This window comes from Variovorax sp. LjRoot175 (genome assembly GCF_964253805.1).
In the GTDB taxonomy this organism is placed as follows: domain Bacteria; phylum Pseudomonadota; class Gammaproteobacteria; order Burkholderiales; family Burkholderiaceae_C; genus Variovorax.
Genome location: NZ_CAXURY020000001.1, coordinates 1495601 through 1511376, shown reverse-complemented (window position 1 = coordinate 1511376; position 15776 = coordinate 1495601). Strand labels below are relative to the sequence as shown.

Genomic DNA, 15776 nt, shown 5'->3' with positions numbered 1-15776 from the left:
ATCCAATTGTCAAAATGAGAATTATTCTCGAAAACGCCGGCGTTTGGCGAACCGGGGCCGAAGAATCCCTGCGTGCAAGGCATCATCCGGGCATGACAGACGAGCATCCCGACCTGCCCGCACACGACGTGCAACGCCGTCCCAGCTTCTGGCATTGGATCGTCGAAGGCCTGCGCGCCTCGGTGCTGCTGGCCCCTCGCATCGCGGCCTCGCCCAGCCCCTGGCAGTTGATGCTCATCGTGCTGATCCCGCTCCTGCTGGTGCTGGGCATCGAACGGCTCCAGATCGACGGCCCGGCCACCTTCCATCCGGCCGCGGAGCTGAATGCCTGGTGGGCTGTCGCGCTCACGCTGTGGGTCGGCTGGGCGGCGCTGTCGCCCGCCGCGAGCGTGAGCCGCTGGTTTGCGTTGAGCACCTGGGCCGCCGTGCCCTGGAACCTGCTCATGGCGGGCTTCGCCCTCGCCTACTTCCGGGGCTGGTTGCCTCAACCGCTCACCACCACCTCGGGCTTCTGGGCTGTCTACGGCAGCCTGATCGCGTGCTGGCTGCTGAGCTCGATATGCCTCATGGCACGCTGCACGCCTTCGCGCATGCGCCTTGCCCTCTTCGTCCCCGGCATGCTGGCCATCACCGCCATCGGCATCTGGCAAGACACGCAGCAAGACCGCGAGCGGGTCTGGCAGCCGGACTACAGCGCCTCGGCGGCGCCGGAGCGGCCCCGGCTGCAGCTGACGCAGGAGACCTTCGAGGAACAGCAGGCCGTATGGCAGCGCGCCGTCGCCGGCCTGGCGCCGCGGCCGGACGGCGAATCCCATGTCTACGGACTGGTGTTCGCGCCCTATGCCTCAGAAGATGTCTTCCTGCGCGAAAGCGCCATGGTGGCCACCCTGCTCGAAGAGCGATTCGACGCCAAGGGGCGCGTGCTGCGCCTGGTCAACCACACGACCACCACGCAGGAGCTCCCCTGGGCGACGCCGCTGAACCTGCGGCGTGCCGTGGAGGCGCTGGCCGCGCGCATGGACCGCGAGCGCGACGTGCTGGTGCTCTACATGACCTCGCACGGCGCGCGGGATTTCAAGCTCGCCGCCACGCACTGGCCGCTGACCGTGCCGTGGCTGACGCCGCAGGAAGTGCGCGAAGCGCTCGACGCGGCCGGCATCCGGCACCGCGTGATCGCCATCTCGGCCTGCTATTCGGGCGGCTGGATCGAACCCCTCGCCACCGAGGACAGCCTCATCATGACCGCCGCCGATGCCGAGCACACCTCTTACGGCTGCGGCAGGCTGTCCGAACTCACCTTCTTCGGCCGCGCGGTATTCAACGAGGAACTGCGCAAGAGCCACTCCTTCGAAGCAGCCTTCGCGGCGGCCGTGCCGGCGATTCGCCAGCGCGAAATCGACGCCGGCAAGGACGACGGCTTCTCGAACCCGCAGATCCAGGTGGGCGAAGGTATCCGCCCGGTGCTCGAGCGCCTGGCGAAGCGGCTCGACAGCAACTGAGCTCAGGCAGCGAGCAGCTGCCGCAGCACCCCGGCACGCGGCCGCGTGCCGGTCACAGAGGCAGGCTCTGCCTGTGTGCTCAGGCAGCGAGGAGCTGCCTGAGCACAAAAGGCAGGATCCCGCCGTGTTTGTAGTAGTCGACCTCGATCGGCGTGTCGATGCGCAGGCGCACCGTCACTTCCTGGTGGCTGCCGTCGGGACGGTGCACCACGATCTTGACGTCCATCTGCGGCTTGAGTTCCCCGCCGATCACGACGTCGATCTTCTCGCCGCCGGTGAGCTCCAGGCTTTCCCACGAATCGGCACCGCGGAACTGCAGCGGCAGCACGCCCATACCGACCAGGTTGGCGCGGTGGATGCGCTCGAAACTGCGCGCCACCACCGCCTTGATGCCCAAGAGCTGCGTGCCCTTGGCCGCCCAGTCGCGCGACGACCCGGTGCCGTACTCCTCGCCGCCGAAGATGACGGTGGGCACGCCCTGCTCGATGTACTTCATCGCGGCGTCGTAGATGAACATCTTCTCGTTGCCCGGCTGGAACTGCGTCAGTCCGCCCTCCTCGCGCGAGCCGTCCGGGCCCGGCGGAAGCATGAGGTTCTTGATGCGCACGTTGGCGAAGGTCCCGCGCATCATCACGTCATGGTTGCCGCGGCGCGAGCCGTAGCTGTTGAAGTCGGCCTTCTGCACGCCATGCGCCTTGAGCCAGATGCCCGCCGGCGAGCTTTCCTTGATCGAGCCGGCCGGCGAGATGTGGTCGGTGGTGATCGAGTCGCCGAACAGCGCCATGATGCGCGCCCCGGTGAAGCCGGCGTCCGATGCGTGCGGCTCCATCTTGAAGCCCTCGAAGAAGGGCGGCTCGGCGATGTAGGTGGACTTGGGCCAGTCGTACACCTGCCCGGTCGTGCCCTTGATGCTGCTCCACAGCTTGCCGGGGTTGTCCTTGATCTGCTCGTAGTTCTTGCGGAAGGCCTTCGCATTCATCGCATAGTGCAGGTTCTCGTCGATCTCCTTCATGCTGGGCCAGATGTCGCCGAGGTAGACGTCCTTGCCCTTCTTGCCCTTGCCCACCGGCTGGGTCATGAGATCGACCATCACGTTGCCCGCGATGGCATAGGCCACCACCAGCGGCGGCGAGGCCAGGAAGTTGGCCTTGATGTTCGGATGGATGCGCGCTTCGAAGTTGCGGTTGCCCGAAAGCACGGCCGCGCCCACGAGGTTGTTCTTGGTGATCGCCTCGTTGATCTCGGGCGCCAGGTCGCCGGCATTGCCGATGCAGGTGGTGCAGCCGTAGCCCGCGAGATAGAAGCCGAGCTTTTCGAGGTACTGCAGGAGGCCCGCCTTCTCGAGGTACTCGGTCACGATGCGCGAGCCCGGCGCCAGCGAGGTCTTGATGTGCGGCTTGACCGTGAGCCCCGCCTCCACCGCCTTCTTGGCCAGCAGGCCGGCAGCCAGCAGCACGCTGGGATTCGAGGTGTTGGTGCAGGAGGTGATGGCGGCGATCAGCACGTCGCCGTTGCCGATGGTCACGCCGCTGGCTTTCACATGGGCTGCCGTGTCGCCGACGTGCGCTGATTCCGACGTCGGCTTGTTGTCGGCCATTTCGACCACCGGGCGCGGCGCGCCCGGCTTCGGGTCGTCCGGCTCCTGCTCCGCCGACTCGCCGTTGTGCGGCAGCGGATAGCGCAGCTTGAGCTTGTCGGCCGGCTGGTTGAAGCCGTTGGCCTCGTTGGGCTTGCTGTAGAGCTCGGAGAATTTGGTCGCGAGATGGCCGAGATCGATGCGGTCCTGCGGGCGCTTGGGGCCCGCGAGGCTCGGCGTCACGGTGCCGAGGTCGAGCTTGACGACCTTGGTGTAGTTCAGCTCGCCGGGCGCCGGCATGCCGAACAGCCCCTGCGCCTTGTAGTAGGCCTCGAAGCGCTCGATTTCCTTGTCGGTGCGGCCGGTGCCCTTGAAGTAGGCCACCGTCATCTCGTCGACCGGGAAGAAGCCCATGGTCGCGCCGTACTCGGGCGCCATGTTGCCGATGGTCGCGCGGTCGGGCACCGCGATCGAGGCCGCGCCGGGGCCGAAGAACTCGACGAACTTGCCCACCACCTTCTCGCCGCGCAGGATGGCCGTGACATAGAGCACCAGGTCGGTGGCCGTGACGCCTTCGCGCAGCTTGCCGCTGAGCTCGAAGCCCACCACGTCGGGCGTGAGCATGTAGACCGGTTGGCCCAGCATCGCGGCCTCGGCCTCGATGCCGCCCACGCCCCAGCCCACCACGCCGATGCCGTTGATCATGGTGGTGTGGCTGTCGGTGCCGACCAGCGAGTCGGGGTAGTAGACCGGCGGGTCGCCGTCGTCGTTCGGGCTCTTGTAGACGCCGCGCGCGAAGTATTCGAGGTTGACCTGGTGCACGATGCCGAAGCCGGGCGGCACCACGCCGAAGGTGTCAAAGGCCTGCATGCCCCACTTCATGAACTGGTAGCGCTCGTTGTTGCGCTGGAACTCGAGCTTCATGTTGAGGTCGAGTGCCTTGGGCGTGCCATAGTAGTCCACCATCACCGAGTGGTCGACCACCAGGTCCACCGGCACCAGCGGCTCGATGGTCTTGGGCGACTTGCCCAGCGACTTCGCGACACTGCGCATGGCGGCAAGGTCTGCGAGCAGCGGCACGCCGGTGAAGTCCTGCAGCACCACGCGGGTCACGACGAAGGGGATCTCGTCGGTGCGCTCCGCATTGGGCGCCCAGTTGGCGAGTTGCTCGACATGCTCGGCCGTGACCTTCTGGCCGTCGCAGTTGCGCAGCACCGATTCGAGCACGATGCGGATCGACACCGGCAGCTTGTCGACGTTGGGGTATTGCTTCGCGAGTTCCTTGAGTGACCAGTATTTGCCGGCTTTGCCCGATGCGGTCTTGAAGGTCTTGAGCATGGGGGCAAAAGCGTGTGCCGGTTCTTTGGCCATGAGGAACTCCTGTGATTCGTGGAAGCTCCTTAAAGATAGCAGGGATCGATGACAACGGCTGTAGTCGGGGAGCGCACCCCAGTGCTCCGTAGGCTCATGCCGCGATCGCGCCGCGGGCCGCCGGCCGGCTGTGGCGCAGGCCCATCCATTGCAGTTCGGCCAGCACGACCACGGTCAGGGCTTGCGCAATCACCCAGGCCCACCCGAGCGGCGCGATCGCGGCCCCGCCGATGGCCAGCAGGGCAACGCAGGCCGCGGCCCAGCCGAAGTTGCCGACGACCACCAGCCCGATCAGCCGGCGCGGCGGGACGCCGCGGCTGGCCATCCATGCCGCGGCGGCGGCATAGGCCAGCAGGAAGACGCCGGTGCCCAGGAGCAGGGGCGCGGGCAGACCGCTCAGGCGGGCCAGCACGCCGGTGAAGGCCACCTGCAGCAGGCCGGTCGCGGCGCACGAAGCGGCATCGGCCCACATCATGCGGGGCAGAAAGCGGGAAGAAGCGAAGACGGACATGACGGACTCCTTGTGTGGCACGCCGCAGGCCCTTCCTGTCGCGTTGGGGTCCATCATTCCGGCGACACGGCGGACCGTCGATGACCTGGGAGGTCATGGCCGCGGCGCGCCGCTTCACTAGGATGGCGGCCATGAGCTCCCACAGCACACCTCCTACCGCGGCCGACCCCTTCGGCATCCACTTGCGCCACTGGCGCCAGCACCGCCGCCTGAGCCAGCTCGACCTGGCGCACGAGGCCCAGGTCTCGACGCGCCACCTGAGCTACGTCGAAACCGGCCGCGCCGAGCCCAGCCGCGAGATGGTGCTGCGCCTTGCCGAGCGGCTCGAAGTGCCGCTGCGCGAACGCAACACGCTGCTGGTGGCGGCCGGCTACGCGCCGATGTACCGGCAGCGCTCGCTGGACGATCCCGCCCTCGCCTCGGCGCGCCGGGCGGTCGACCTGGTGCTCAAGGGGCACGAGCCCTTTCCGGCGCTGGCGGTCGATCGCCACTGGAACCTGGTGGCGTACAACGCGCTCGTGCCGCTGCTGATGGCGGGCGCGGCGCCAGAGCTGCTGAAGCCGCCGGTCAACGTGCTGCGGCTCAGCCTGCACCCCGATGGCCTGGCCTCGCGCATCGCGAACCTGGCCCAGTGGCGCGCGCATCTGCTCGAACGGCTGCAGCAACAGATCGCGGCCACGGGCGACGCGGCGCTCTCTGCACTGCACGATGAACTGGCGGCCTATCCGGCACCGAACGTCAGCCACGACACGCCCGCCGCGGGCGGCGAGCTCAACGGCGTGGTGGTGCCCTTCCAGTTCGTGACGCCGCAGGGCGTGCTGAGCTTCATCAGCACCACCACCATCTTCGGCACGCCGGTGGATGTGACGCTGCAGGAACTGGCGGTGGAGTCCTTCTTTCCGGCGGATGCGCAGACGGCCGCAGCACTGGCAGCGCTCCACGAAGGAGAAAAAAAGCCCGCCTAGAGGCGGGCTTTTTACTGAGGCGCCTGGCGGCGAGCAACGGTCAGGCCGCGACCGAATCTGCCACGCCCTTGTAATCCTCGATCTTGTCGAAATTCAGGTACTGGTAGATCTGCGCGCTCGACGCATCGAGCACGCCGACGCTGGCCATGTACTCTTCCTTGGTCGGAATGCGGCCCAGGCGCGAGCAGATCGCGGCCAGCTCGGCGCTGCCCAGGTACACGTTGGTGTTCTTGCCCAGGCGGTTGGGGAAGTTGCGCGTGCTGGTCGACATCACGGTCGCGCCTTCGCGCACCTGCGCCTGGTTGCCCATGCACAGCGAGCAGCCCGGCATCTCGGTGCGCGCACCCGCGTTGCCGAACACGCCGTAGTGGCCTTCTTCGGTGAGCTGCTGCGCATCCATCTTGGTCGGCGGCGCGATCCACAGCTTGACCGGGATGTCGCGCTTGCCTTCGAGCAGCTTGGACGCCGCGCGGAAGTGGCCGATGTTGGTCATGCACGAACCGATGAACACTTCGTCGATCTTGGCGCCGGCCACGTCCGACAGCGTCTTCACGTCGTCGGGGTCGTTCGGGCAGGCCACGATGGGCTCGTGGATGTCGGCCAGGTCGATCTCGATCACGGCGGCGTATTCGGCATCGGCGTCGCCCTTGAGCAGCTGCGGATCCTTGAGCCAGGCTTCCTGCGCGGCGATACGGCGCTGCAGGGTGCGCGCATCGGCATAGCCTTCGGCGATCATCCACTTCATCAGCGTGATGTTGCTGTTGATGTACTCGATGATCGGTTCCTTGTTCAGGTGCACCGTGCAGCCCGCGGCCGAACGCTCGGCCGAGGCGTCGCTCAGTTCGAAGGCCTGTTCGACCTTGAGCTCCGGCAGGCCTTCGATCTCGAGGATGCGGCCCGAGAAGATGTTCTTCTTGCCCTTCTTCTCGACCGTGAGCAGGCCCGACTTGATCGCATAGAGCGGAATCGCATTGACCAGGTCGCGCAGCGTGACGCCTGGCTGCATCGTGCCCTTGAAGCGCACCAGCACCGACTCGGGCATGTCCAGCGGCATCACGCCGGTCGCAGCCGCGAAGGCCACCAGGCCCGAACCGGCCGGGAAGCTGATGCCGATCGGGAAGCGCGTGTGGCTGTCGCCGCCGGTGCCGACGGTGTCGGGCGTCAAGAGGCGGTTCAGCCACGAGTGGATCACGCCGTCGCCCGGGCGCAGCGAGACGCCGCCGCGGTTGCTCATGAAGTCGGGCAACTCGTGGTGCATCTTGACGTCGACCTTCTTCGGGTAGGCCGCCGTGTGGCAGAAGGACTGCATCACCAGGTCGGCGCTGAAGCCCAGGCAGGCCAAGTCCTTCAGCTCGTCGCGCGTCATCGGGCCGGTGGTGTCCTGCGAACCGACGCTGGTCATCTTCGGCTCGCAGTAGGTGCCCGGGCGCACGCCCATGCCTTCCGGCAGGCCACAGGCGCGGCCGACCATCTTCTGGGCCAGCGAATAGCCCTTCTTCGAATCGGCCGGGCTGACCGGCAGGCGAAACAGCGTCGAAGCCGGCAGGCCCAGCGCCTCGCGTGCCTTGGCCGTGAGGCCGCGGCCGATGATCAGCGGGATGCGGCCGCCGGCACGCACTTCGTCGAACAGCACATCGCTCTTGAGCTTGAACTCGGCGATGAGCTTGCCGTCCTTCAGCGCCTTGCCTTCATAGGGGCGCAGCTCGACCACGTCGCCCATCTCCATCTGGCTCACGTCGAGCTCGATCGGCAGCGCGCCCGCGTCTTCCATCGTGTTGTAGAAGATCGGCGCGATCTTGTTGCCCAGGCACACGCCGCCGAAGCGCTTGTTGGGGATGAAGGGAATGTCCTGGCCGGTGAACCAGAGCACCGAGTTGGTGGCGCTCTTGCGCGACGAACCGGTGCCGACCACATCGCCCACGTAGGCGACCAGGTGGCCCTTGTCCTTCAGCGACTCGATGAACTTGACCGGGCCGCGCTTGCCGTCTTCTTCCGGCGTGATGCCGGGGCGCGCGTTCTTCAGCATGGCCAGCGCATGCATCGGGATGTCGGGGCGCGTGGTGGCGTCGGGCGCGGGCGACAGGTCGTCGGTGTTGGTCTCGCCGCTCACCTTGAGCACGGTGATCGTGAGGCTTTGCGGCACTTCGGGCCGGCTGGTGAACCACTCGGCATCGGCCCAGCTCTGCAGCACCGCCTTGGCATTGGCGTTGCCCTTGTCGGCCTTTTCCTTGACGTCGTGGAACTGGTCGAACATCAGCAGGGTCTTCTTCAGACCCTCGGCTGCGACGGCGCCCACTTCGGCGTCGTCGAGCAGGTCGATCAGCGGGCTGATGTTGTAGCCGCCGAGCATGGTGCCCAGCAGTTCCGTGGCATGGGCGCGCGAGATGAGCGTGCTCTTCTCGCTGCCGTGGGCCACGGCCGCCAGGTAGCTCGCCTTGACCTTGGCCGCGTCGTCCACGCCGGCAGGCACACGGTGCGTGAGCAGGTTCAGCAGGAATTCGCCGTCCTTGGCGGTGGCGTTCTTCAGCAGCTCGATGAGCTCGCTGGTCTGCTGGGCCGACAGCGGCAGCGGCGGGATGCCGAGCGCGGCGCGCTCGGCGACATGGTCAACGTAGGCTTGCAACATCTTTTTCTCCGGGATCTGAAACCAGTGGCGGCCTAGCAAAAGGCGGGCCGCCGGCGCCTTGATTTACCTCTTGGGTGCGTCCGCGCCCTCGAACAGGCTCTTGGGCGGGTTCTTCTTCATGTCTTCGGCCATCAGCGCCTGCTCGGTTGCCTGGCATTCGTCGGCCAGGCGCAGGCCCTGCTTCTGGCTCATCAGCATCGACTTGTTGCCCAGCTGAAGCCACATGGCTTCGGCACGCGGGTCTTCGAGGCGGATTGCGCCAGTGCGGCTGTTGACCGGGTGCATGAAATAGCGCGTGGTGCCGTGCGTGACGATGAAGAAGCCTTGCTTCTTCTCGCTGGCATCGATCTTCACGCTCGCGCCCAGTTCGCACTTGATGGTGCCGGTGAGCACGCGCTGCGCGACGGCCAGGTCTTCGGGCGTGAGCACGACGTCGGTCTCTTCGCTGATGGGCTTGGCTTCCTCGACCTTCTTGATGACGCGCTTGGGCACGACCTTCTGCGTCACGTTCTTGGCCGTACTCTTGGCCCGTTCCTTGAGGGGCGGCTTGGCGGCGGAATCCGCTGCGTTCTGGGCAAGGGCCGGCAGCGCGAGGGCGACGGCGGCGATCAGTGCGATCTTCTTCATGGGTGTCTTTCCTTTGGAGGAGGTTCGGTTTTCAGGAGGACGCCGGTGCAGCAAACCAAGCTTGCGCCTCGGACGGCAGCGCACGGCCGGTGGCGTGCGCACGCGAAAGTACCTGCCAGAAATGACGGTAGCTTGCGCGGTCGTGCAATGTGCCATCAAAACTGACCGGCGCCCAATCGGCGGCAGTGGCAGCCGCTATGATTTTTGTAGCCATTTGAATCTGCCGCTCATCGGGCGCGAAGGCCTCGAGGATGGGGCGGATCTGGTTCGGGTGGATGCTCCACATGCGCGTGTAGCCGAACTCACCCGCTGCTTTTTTCGCCGCGGCGCGCATCGCATCGATGTCGTTGAATTCTGTAACCACGCAATGCGACGGCACCTTGCCGTGCGCGTGCGCGGCCGAAGCGATTTCGAGCTTGGCGCGCACCACCAGCGGATGCGTGAACTGCCCGGCCGCGCCCATGCCCTCGGCCGGGATCGCGCCGCCGTGCGCCGAGACGAAATCCATCAGGCCGAAGCTCAGCGACTGGACGCGCGGATGGGCGGCGATGTCGAAGGCATGGTGCACGGCCAACGGCGATTCGATCAGCACGTGCAGCGGCACCGCTTCGGCGCCGGCCGCGTTGAGGGCCTCGACGGCCTCGCGCACGTCCTCGGCCGATTCGACCTTGGGCACCATCAGGTGGCTCAGGCGATGGCCGGCACGCCCCGCGATGGTGATCACGTCGCCGGCAAAGGCCGGGTGGTCGACCGGATGCACCCGTGCGCCCACGCGCATGCCGGGTGCGGCAGCCAGCGCCAACTCGGTGACCAGCGCGGCATGCTCGGCTTCGCCGCCCACGGGGGCGCCGTCTTCGCAGTCGAGCGTGACATCGAACACGCAGGCGCCGAACTCCTGGGCCATCTCGGCCTGCAGCGCCAGGCTCTTGCGCATGCGCGATTCGACGCCGCTGTAGTGGTCGCACACGGGCAACACGACGGCACCGGCTTGCGCGCCGAGCAGCACGTCCCGTGGATGCGCGGAAGTGCTCATTGCGTAACCTCCGCGCTGCGCGCTGCGCGCTGCGGTATTCGCCTTGGGAACGGCCCGGCGGCTCATGCCTTGCGCTGCGCCACGATGAACATGCGCGGGAAGGCCAGCAGGCGCTTGCCGTCGGTGCGCACGGGATAAGCGCCGTCGACGCGGCGCTGGTACTCGGCCAGGTAGCTGGCCTGCAGATCGGCCGGCAGCCGGTCGACGAAGGGCTTGAGCCCGGTGCCGCGCACCCACTCGACGATCGCGGCGGCAGAAGCCATCGGATGCTGGTAGGCGGTGCGCCAGACGTCGACCTGTGCCGAATCGGCAGCCAGCAGGTCGTAGTAGCCGTCGATCGGCAGCAGTTGCGTGCGCAGCTTGTCCGCATCGCCGATCGCTAGAGTCCACGGCGCCTCGGCCGCGACTTCACGCATCAGCCGGTGCGTGGGCTCCTCGCGGTTGTCCGGCATCTGGATGGCGAGCACGCCGCCGGGCGCCAATGCAGCGAACAGGCGCGGGATCAGCGTCTCGTGATCGGGCACCCACTGCAAGGAGGCGTTGGCGTAGATCAGATCGGGCGGCAGCTCGGGCTGCCAGCGCGCGATGTCGCTGAGTTCGAAGCGGGCCTGGGGCAGGCGCTCGCGCGCGCTGACCAGCATGGCTTCGGAGTTGTCGGTGCCGAGCACCTCGGCAGCGGGAAATCGCTGCACCAGCAGCTCGGTGGAATTGCCAGGCCCGCAGCCGAGGTCGACCACGCGGGCCGCCCCGGTCAAGGGCACGCGCGCCAGCAGCTCCTGTGCCGGGCGCGTGCGCTCGTCCTCATAGCGACGGTAGAGCGCGGGATTCCAGTCGAGCATGCCGGTGACTGACTGCGCTTAGAGCAGGTGAGCCACGCCGGCCTGTTCGTCCAGCAGTTCCTTCAGCGTCTTGTCGATGCGCTCCTGGCTGAAGGCGTCGATCTCGAGGCCTTCGACCAGCTTGTACTCGCCGTTCTCGGTGGTGACCGGGAAGCCGAAGATCACATCCTTCGGAATGCCGTACTGGCCGTCCGACGGGATGCCCATGGTGACCCACTTGCCCTTGGAGCCCAGGGCCCAGTCGCGCATGTGGTCGATGGCGGCGTTGGCAGCCGAAGCGGCCGAGGACAGGCCGCGCGCTTCGATGATCGCGGCGCCGCGCTTGCCCACGGTGGGCAGGAAGACGTCGGCATTCCAGACCTGGTCGTTGATCAGGTCCTTGACGCTCTTGCCGCCGACCGTGGCGAAGCGGTAGTCGGCGTACATCGTGGGCGAGTGGTTGCCCCAGACGGTGAGCTTTTCGATGTCGCCGACGGCGGTGCCGGTCTTGGCGGCGATCTGGCTGGCGGCACGGTTGTGGTCCAGGCGCAGCATGGCGGTGAAGTTCTTGCGCGGCAGGCTGGGCGCGCTCTTCATCGCGATGTAGGCATTGGTGTTGGCGGGGTTGCCGACCACCAGCACCTTGACGTTGCGGCTCGCGACCTGGTCGAGGGCCTTGCCCTGAGCTGTGAAGATCTGAGCGTTGGCGGCCAGCAGGTCGGCGCGCTCCATGCCGGGGCCGCGCGGGCGGGCGCCGACCAGCAGCGCGTAGTCGGCATCCTTGAAGGCGACCAGCGGATCGCCGGTGGGGATCACGCCGGCGAGCAGCGGGAAGGCGCAGTCTTCGAGCTCCATGATCACGCCCTTGAGCGCCTTCTGGGCTTTCTCGTCCGGGATCTCGAGCAGTTGCAGGATGACCGGCTGGTCCTTGCCGAGCATTTCGCCGGAGGCGATGCGGAACAACAGGGCATAACCGATCTGACCGGCGGCACCAGTGACGGCAACGCGAACAGGCTTTTTGCTCATGGGAAAACTCCAGGATGTGATGAAACGGTGCGCGGTCGCGGGTGCGGCCGCGGAGGTCGGGCCGGGCGATCCGCCCGGGCGCAAAGGCCGTCGAAGATTTTATGCCGATTTGCGCTTTCGATGGCGCCAGTCTTGTGTCTTATATAAGATGTCGGCCGACATGAGCACCTCCCCCACCGCGCTTGCCGAGCTGACGCCCTCGTTCAGCCCGCTCTACCAGCAGATCAAGTCCTTGATCCTGCAGAGCCTGCATGCCGGCGAATGGAAGCCGGGCGAGCCGATCCCGAGCGAGATCGAACTCGCGGCGCGCTTTCGCGTGAGCCAGGGCACGGTACGCAAGGCCATCGACGAGCTCGCGGCCGAGAACCTGGTCGTGCGCCGCCAGGGCAAGGGCACCTTCGTCGCCACGCACGCCGAGCAGCACGTCCAGTACCGCTTCCTGAAGCTGGTGCCGGACAGCGGCGACGTCGACAGCGAGGGCCCGGCCGAGCGCGAGATCGTCGACTGCAAACGGCTGCGCGCGAGCGCCGACATCGCGCGCCTGCTGGCGCTTCGCACCGGCGATGCCGTCTTGCAGGTCCGGCGCGTGCTGGCGTACCGCGGAACGCCGACCATCCTCGAAGACCTCTGGCTGCCGGGCGCGCCCTTCAAGGGTTTGACGGCGGAGCGGCTGAACGCCTGGCACGGCCCGATGTACGCGATGTTCGAAACCGAGTTCGGCGTGCGCATGGTGCGCGCCGAAGAAAAGATTCGCGCCGTGCTGCCGGACGCGGCGCAGGCCGCGCTGCTCGCCGTGTCCACCGCCACGCCGCTTCTGAGCGTGGAGCGCGTGGCCCACACCTATCACGACACGCCGATGGAACTGCGCCGCGGCCTCTATCGCACCGACACGCACCACTATCGCAATGAACTTGGCTGAGCCTTCCGCACCACCGCTATCGAATCAGTAGCATCCGAGCGAGGCAGTGCGACGACTTCGCGGCGCACGAAGCGCGATGGTGCGTTGCAATAGAATTTTGCGTTGTTTGCATTTCCGCCAAAGACCAAGCCGCCCCTCGAAAAATATACCGAAAGCCCCCATGACAGAGCTGGCCACACCACCCCGCCCCCCGCGACGCGAGTTCCGCAACATCAATGTCTTCACCGATGTGACCACCTACCGGCTTCCGCCGGCCGCCGTCGTGTCGATTCTTCACCGCGTGAGCGGTGCGCTGATATTCCTGCTGCTTCCCTTCATCCTCTGGATGTTCGACACCTCCGTGTCTTCCGAGTACTCCTACGCCCGCTTCAAGGCCGCCTTCAACAGCGGCCTTGGTTTCGTTCCGGGATGGTTTCTGAAGCTGGTGGTGCTGGCGCTGATCTGGGCCTACCTGCACCACTTCGTCGCCGGCCTGCGCCATCTGTGGATGGACGTGAGCCATGCCGCGGCGAGCAAGGAATTCGGCCACAGCTCGGCCATCGCCACGCTGGCGATCAGCATCCTCTTGACCCTGGTCCTCGGCGCCAAGCTGTTCGGCCTCTACTGAGAAGGAGCACGAGATGTCTGTGAACTACGGCTCCAAGCGCATCGTCGTCGGCGCGCATTACGGTCTGCGCGACTGGCTCAGCCAACGCATCACGGGTGCCCTGATGGCGCTCTTCACCATCATCCTGCTCGTGCAGGTGATCTTCACGCGTGGGCCGATCGGCTACGACGCGTGGGCCGGCATCTTCGCTTCGCAGTGGATGAAGGTTCTGACCTTCGTCGTGATCGCTTCGTTGCTCTATCACGTCTGGGTCGGCATGCGCGACATCTGGATGGACTACGTCCAGCCGGTCGGCATCCGTCTCGTTTTGCAGGTTTTCACGATCGTCTGGCTTGTAGCGTGCGCGGGTTGGGCCATTCAAGTGCTCTGGAGAGTCTGACCCCATGTCCTATACCAAAGAACAAATCACCAAGCGCAAGTTCGACGTCGTCATCGTCGGCGCCGGCGGCTCCGGCATGCGCGCCTCGCTGCAACTGGCGCGCGCCGGCCTCAACGTGGCCGTGCTGTCCAAGGTGTTCCCGACCCGTTCGCACACCGTCGCGGCGCAAGGCGGCGTCGGTGCCTCGCTCGGCAACATGAGCGAGGACAACTGGCACTACCACTTCTACGACACGATCAAGGGCTCCGACTGGCTCGGCGACCAGGACGCGATCGAGTTCATGTGCCGCGAAGCGCCGAAGGTGGTGTACGAGCTCGAGCATTTCGGCATGCCCTTCGACCGCAATCCGGACGGCACCATCTACCAGCGCCCCTTCGGCGGCCACACCGCCAACTACGGCGAGAAGCCCGTGCAGCGCGCCTGCGCAGCGGCCGACCGCACCGGCCACGCGATGCTGCACACGCTCTATCAGAAGAACGTCGAGGCACGCACGCAATTCTTCGTCGAGTGGATGGCGCTCGACCTGATCCGCGACGCCGAGGGCGATGTGGTCGGCGTGACCGCGCTCGAGATGGAAACCGGAGATCTGCACATCCTGCAGGCCAAGACCGTGCTGCTGGCCACCGGCGGCGCGGGCCGCATCTTCGCGGCCTCGACCAACGCCTTCATCAACACCGGCGACGGCCTCGGCATGGCGGCGCGCTCGGGCATTCCGCTGCAGGACATGGAGTTCTGGCAGTTCCACCCGACCGGCGTGGCCGGCGCCGGCGTCTTGCTGACCGAAGGCTGCCGCGGCGAAGGCGCGATCCTGCTCAACAGCAACGGCGAACGATTCATGGAGCGCTACGCGCCCACGCTCAAGGACCTGGCGCCGCGCGATTTCGTCTCGCGCTCGATGGACCAGGAAATCAAGGAAGGCCGCGGCTGCGGCCCGAACAAGGACTACGTGCTGCTGAAGCTCGACCACCTCGGTGCCGAGACCATCCACAAGCGCCTGCCTTCGGTGTACGAGATCGGCGTCAACTTCGCCAACGTCGATATCACGAAGGAGCCGATCCCGGTGGTGCCGACCATCCACTACCAGATGGGCGGCATTCCGACCAATATCAACGGCCAGGTCGTGATCCAGAAGGGCGAGGAAAACAGCGCCGTGGTCAACGGCCTGTACGCGGTGGGCGAATGCTCCTGCGTGAGCGTGCACGGCGCCAACCGCCTGGGCACCAATTCGCTGCTCGACCTGCTGGTGTTCGGCCGCGCGGCCGGAAACCACATCGTCGAATTCAACGACAAGCTGAAGGAACACAAGCCGCTGCCCGCCGATGCCGCCGATCGCACGCTGGAACGCCTGAACCAGCTCGAGTCGTCGACTTCGGGCGAGTATGCGCAAGACGTGGCCGGCGAGATCCGCTCCGTGATGCAGCAGCACGCCGCCGTGTTCCGCAAGCAGGCTTCCATGGACGAGGGCGTCAAGAAGATCGCCGCCGTGCGTGAGCGCGTGGCCAAGGTCACGCTGAAAGACAAGTCGCGCGTCTTCAACACCGCGCGCATCGAGGCGCTGGAAGTCGACAACCTGATCGAGGTGGCGCAGGCCACCATGGTCTCGGCCGCCGCGCGCAAGGAGTGCCGCGGCGCGCACACGGTCGAAGACTACGAGCGCCCGTCCGACGATCCCGTCGCGCCGCTGGGCCGCGACGACGCGAACTGGATGAAGCACACGCTCTGGTACAGCCAGGACAACCGCCTGTCCTACAAGCCCGTCAAGCTGAAACCGCTGACGGTCGAGTCCGTGCCTCCCAAGGTCCGTACCTTCTAAGAACAT

13 protein-coding genes are annotated in these 15776 nt (G+C 66.5%); 6 read left to right on the top strand and 7 right to left on the bottom strand.

The genetic code is table 11. The features are described 5' to 3' along the window. Positions 1 to 92: 92 nt before the first annotated feature. On the top strand, positions 93 to 1499 hold the full coding sequence (locus ACSQ89_RS07550) for a C13 family peptidase (protein WP_436292621.1): 1407 nt from the start codon (positions 93 to 95) through the stop codon (positions 1497 to 1499). Between the two features lie 79 nt (positions 1500 to 1578). On the opposite strand, the gene ACSQ89_RS07545 is transcribed toward ACSQ89_RS07550, so the two are convergent. After that, a complete protein-coding gene (locus tag ACSQ89_RS07545) occupies positions 1579 to 4446 on the bottom strand; it encodes an aconitate hydratase (protein WP_093106481.1) in 2868 nt (955 codons plus the stop codon). A gap of 94 nt (positions 4447 to 4540) precedes the next feature. After that, entirely contained in the window at positions 4541 to 4957 is a 417-nt protein-coding gene (locus tag ACSQ89_RS07540; protein WP_436292620.1) for a hypothetical protein, read from the bottom strand. Positions 4958 to 5088: 131 nt separating this feature from the next. Here ACSQ89_RS07540 and ACSQ89_RS07535 point away from each other — a divergent pair, with 131 nt between their 5' ends. Continuing rightward, on the top strand, positions 5089 to 5922 hold the full coding sequence (locus tag ACSQ89_RS07535; protein ID WP_436292619.1) for a helix-turn-helix domain-containing protein: 834 nt from the start codon (positions 5089 to 5091) through the stop codon (positions 5920 to 5922). A 40-nt stretch (positions 5923 to 5962) separates the two neighbouring features. Here ACSQ89_RS07535 and ACSQ89_RS07530 read toward each other — a convergent pair whose 3' ends face one another. The 5 genes from ACSQ89_RS07530 to ACSQ89_RS07510 all read right to left on the bottom strand — a co-directional run bounded on the left by ACSQ89_RS07530 (position 5963) and on the right by ACSQ89_RS07510 (position 12052). Continuing rightward, positions 5963 to 8548 carry a bifunctional aconitate hydratase 2/2-methylisocitrate dehydratase gene (locus tag ACSQ89_RS07530; RefSeq protein WP_436292618.1) on the bottom strand — a complete coding sequence of 862 codons (2586 nt, stop codon included), beginning with the start codon at positions 8546 to 8548 and terminating at the stop codon, positions 5963 to 5965. A gap of 63 nt (positions 8549 to 8611) precedes the next feature. After that, a complete protein-coding gene (locus ACSQ89_RS07525; protein ID WP_436292617.1) occupies positions 8612 to 9175 on the bottom strand; it encodes a hypothetical protein in 564 nt (187 codons plus the stop codon). A gap of 31 nt (positions 9176 to 9206) precedes the next feature. Beyond that, complete coding sequence (locus ACSQ89_RS07520; RefSeq protein WP_093106491.1) at positions 9207 to 10208, bottom strand: HpcH/HpaI aldolase/citrate lyase family protein; 1002 nt, start codon at positions 10206 to 10208, stop codon at positions 9207 to 9209. Between the two features lie 62 nt (positions 10209 to 10270). Continuing rightward, the gene (tam, locus tag ACSQ89_RS07515) at positions 10271 to 11047 is read right to left on the bottom strand and encodes a trans-aconitate 2-methyltransferase (RefSeq protein WP_436292616.1); all 777 of its coding nucleotides are present in this window, start codon (positions 11045 to 11047) and stop codon (positions 10271 to 10273) included. Between the two features lie 18 nt (positions 11048 to 11065). Next, positions 11066 to 12052: a malate dehydrogenase gene (locus ACSQ89_RS07510; RefSeq protein ID WP_436292615.1), complete on the bottom strand. Its 987-nt coding sequence runs from the start codon at positions 12050 to 12052 to the stop codon at positions 11066 to 11068. A 160-nt stretch (positions 12053 to 12212) separates the two neighbouring features. Between ACSQ89_RS07510 and ACSQ89_RS07505 the strand changes: the two genes are divergently transcribed. The 4 genes from ACSQ89_RS07505 to sdhA all read left to right on the top strand — a co-directional run bounded on the left by ACSQ89_RS07505 (position 12213) and on the right by sdhA (position 15770). Further along, the gene (locus ACSQ89_RS07505) at positions 12213 to 12971 is read left to right on the top strand and encodes a GntR family transcriptional regulator (protein ID WP_436292614.1); all 759 of its coding nucleotides are present in this window, start codon (positions 12213 to 12215) and stop codon (positions 12969 to 12971) included. A 160-nt stretch (positions 12972 to 13131) separates the two neighbouring features. Next, complete coding sequence (gene sdhC / locus ACSQ89_RS07500; protein ID WP_093106502.1) at positions 13132 to 13578, top strand: succinate dehydrogenase, cytochrome b556 subunit; 447 nt, start codon at positions 13132 to 13134, stop codon at positions 13576 to 13578. Positions 13579 to 13591: 13 nt separating this feature from the next. Continuing rightward, positions 13592 to 13957, top strand: coding sequence for a succinate dehydrogenase, hydrophobic membrane anchor protein (gene sdhD, locus ACSQ89_RS07495; RefSeq protein ID WP_436292613.1), 366 nt, complete (start codon positions 13592 to 13594; stop codon positions 13955 to 13957). Between the two features lie 4 nt (positions 13958 to 13961). Next, positions 13962 to 15770 carry a succinate dehydrogenase flavoprotein subunit gene (sdhA, locus tag ACSQ89_RS07490; RefSeq protein ID WP_093106506.1) on the top strand — a complete coding sequence of 603 codons (1809 nt, stop codon included), beginning with the start codon at positions 13962 to 13964 and terminating at the stop codon, positions 15768 to 15770. Positions 15771 to 15776 lie beyond the last annotated feature (6 nt).

Coding starts and splice junctions, on each gene's coding strand:
- ACSQ89_RS07550 (WP_436292621.1), top strand. CDS start 93: ATGACAGACGAGCATCCCGACCTGCCCGCACACGACGTGCAACGCCGT.
- ACSQ89_RS07545 (WP_093106481.1), bottom strand. CDS start 4,446: ATGGCCAAAGAACCGGCACACGCTTTTGCCCCCATGCTCAAGACCTTC.
- ACSQ89_RS07540 (WP_436292620.1), bottom strand. CDS start 4,957: ATGTCCGTCTTCGCTTCTTCCCGCTTTCTGCCCCGCATGATGTGGGCC.
- ACSQ89_RS07535 (WP_436292619.1), top strand. CDS start 5,089: ATGAGCTCCCACAGCACACCTCCTACCGCGGCCGACCCCTTCGGCATC.
- ACSQ89_RS07530 (WP_436292618.1), bottom strand. CDS start 8,548: ATGTTGCAAGCCTACGTTGACCATGTCGCCGAGCGCGCCGCGCTCGGC.
- ACSQ89_RS07525 (WP_436292617.1), bottom strand. CDS start 9,175: ATGAAGAAGATCGCACTGATCGCCGCCGTCGCCCTCGCGCTGCCGGCC.
- ACSQ89_RS07520 (WP_093106491.1), bottom strand. CDS start 10,208: ATGAGCACTTCCGCGCATCCACGGGACGTGCTGCTCGGCGCGCAAGCC.
- tam (WP_436292616.1), bottom strand. CDS start 11,047: ATGCTCGACTGGAATCCCGCGCTCTACCGTCGCTATGAGGACGAGCGC.
- ACSQ89_RS07510 (WP_436292615.1), bottom strand. CDS start 12,052: ATGAGCAAAAAGCCTGTTCGCGTTGCCGTCACTGGTGCCGCCGGTCAG.
- ACSQ89_RS07505 (WP_436292614.1), top strand. CDS start 12,213: ATGAGCACCTCCCCCACCGCGCTTGCCGAGCTGACGCCCTCGTTCAGC.
- sdhC (WP_093106502.1), top strand. CDS start 13,132: ATGACAGAGCTGGCCACACCACCCCGCCCCCCGCGACGCGAGTTCCGC.
- sdhD (WP_436292613.1), top strand. CDS start 13,592: ATGTCTGTGAACTACGGCTCCAAGCGCATCGTCGTCGGCGCGCATTAC.
- sdhA (WP_093106506.1), top strand. CDS start 13,962: ATGTCCTATACCAAAGAACAAATCACCAAGCGCAAGTTCGACGTCGTC.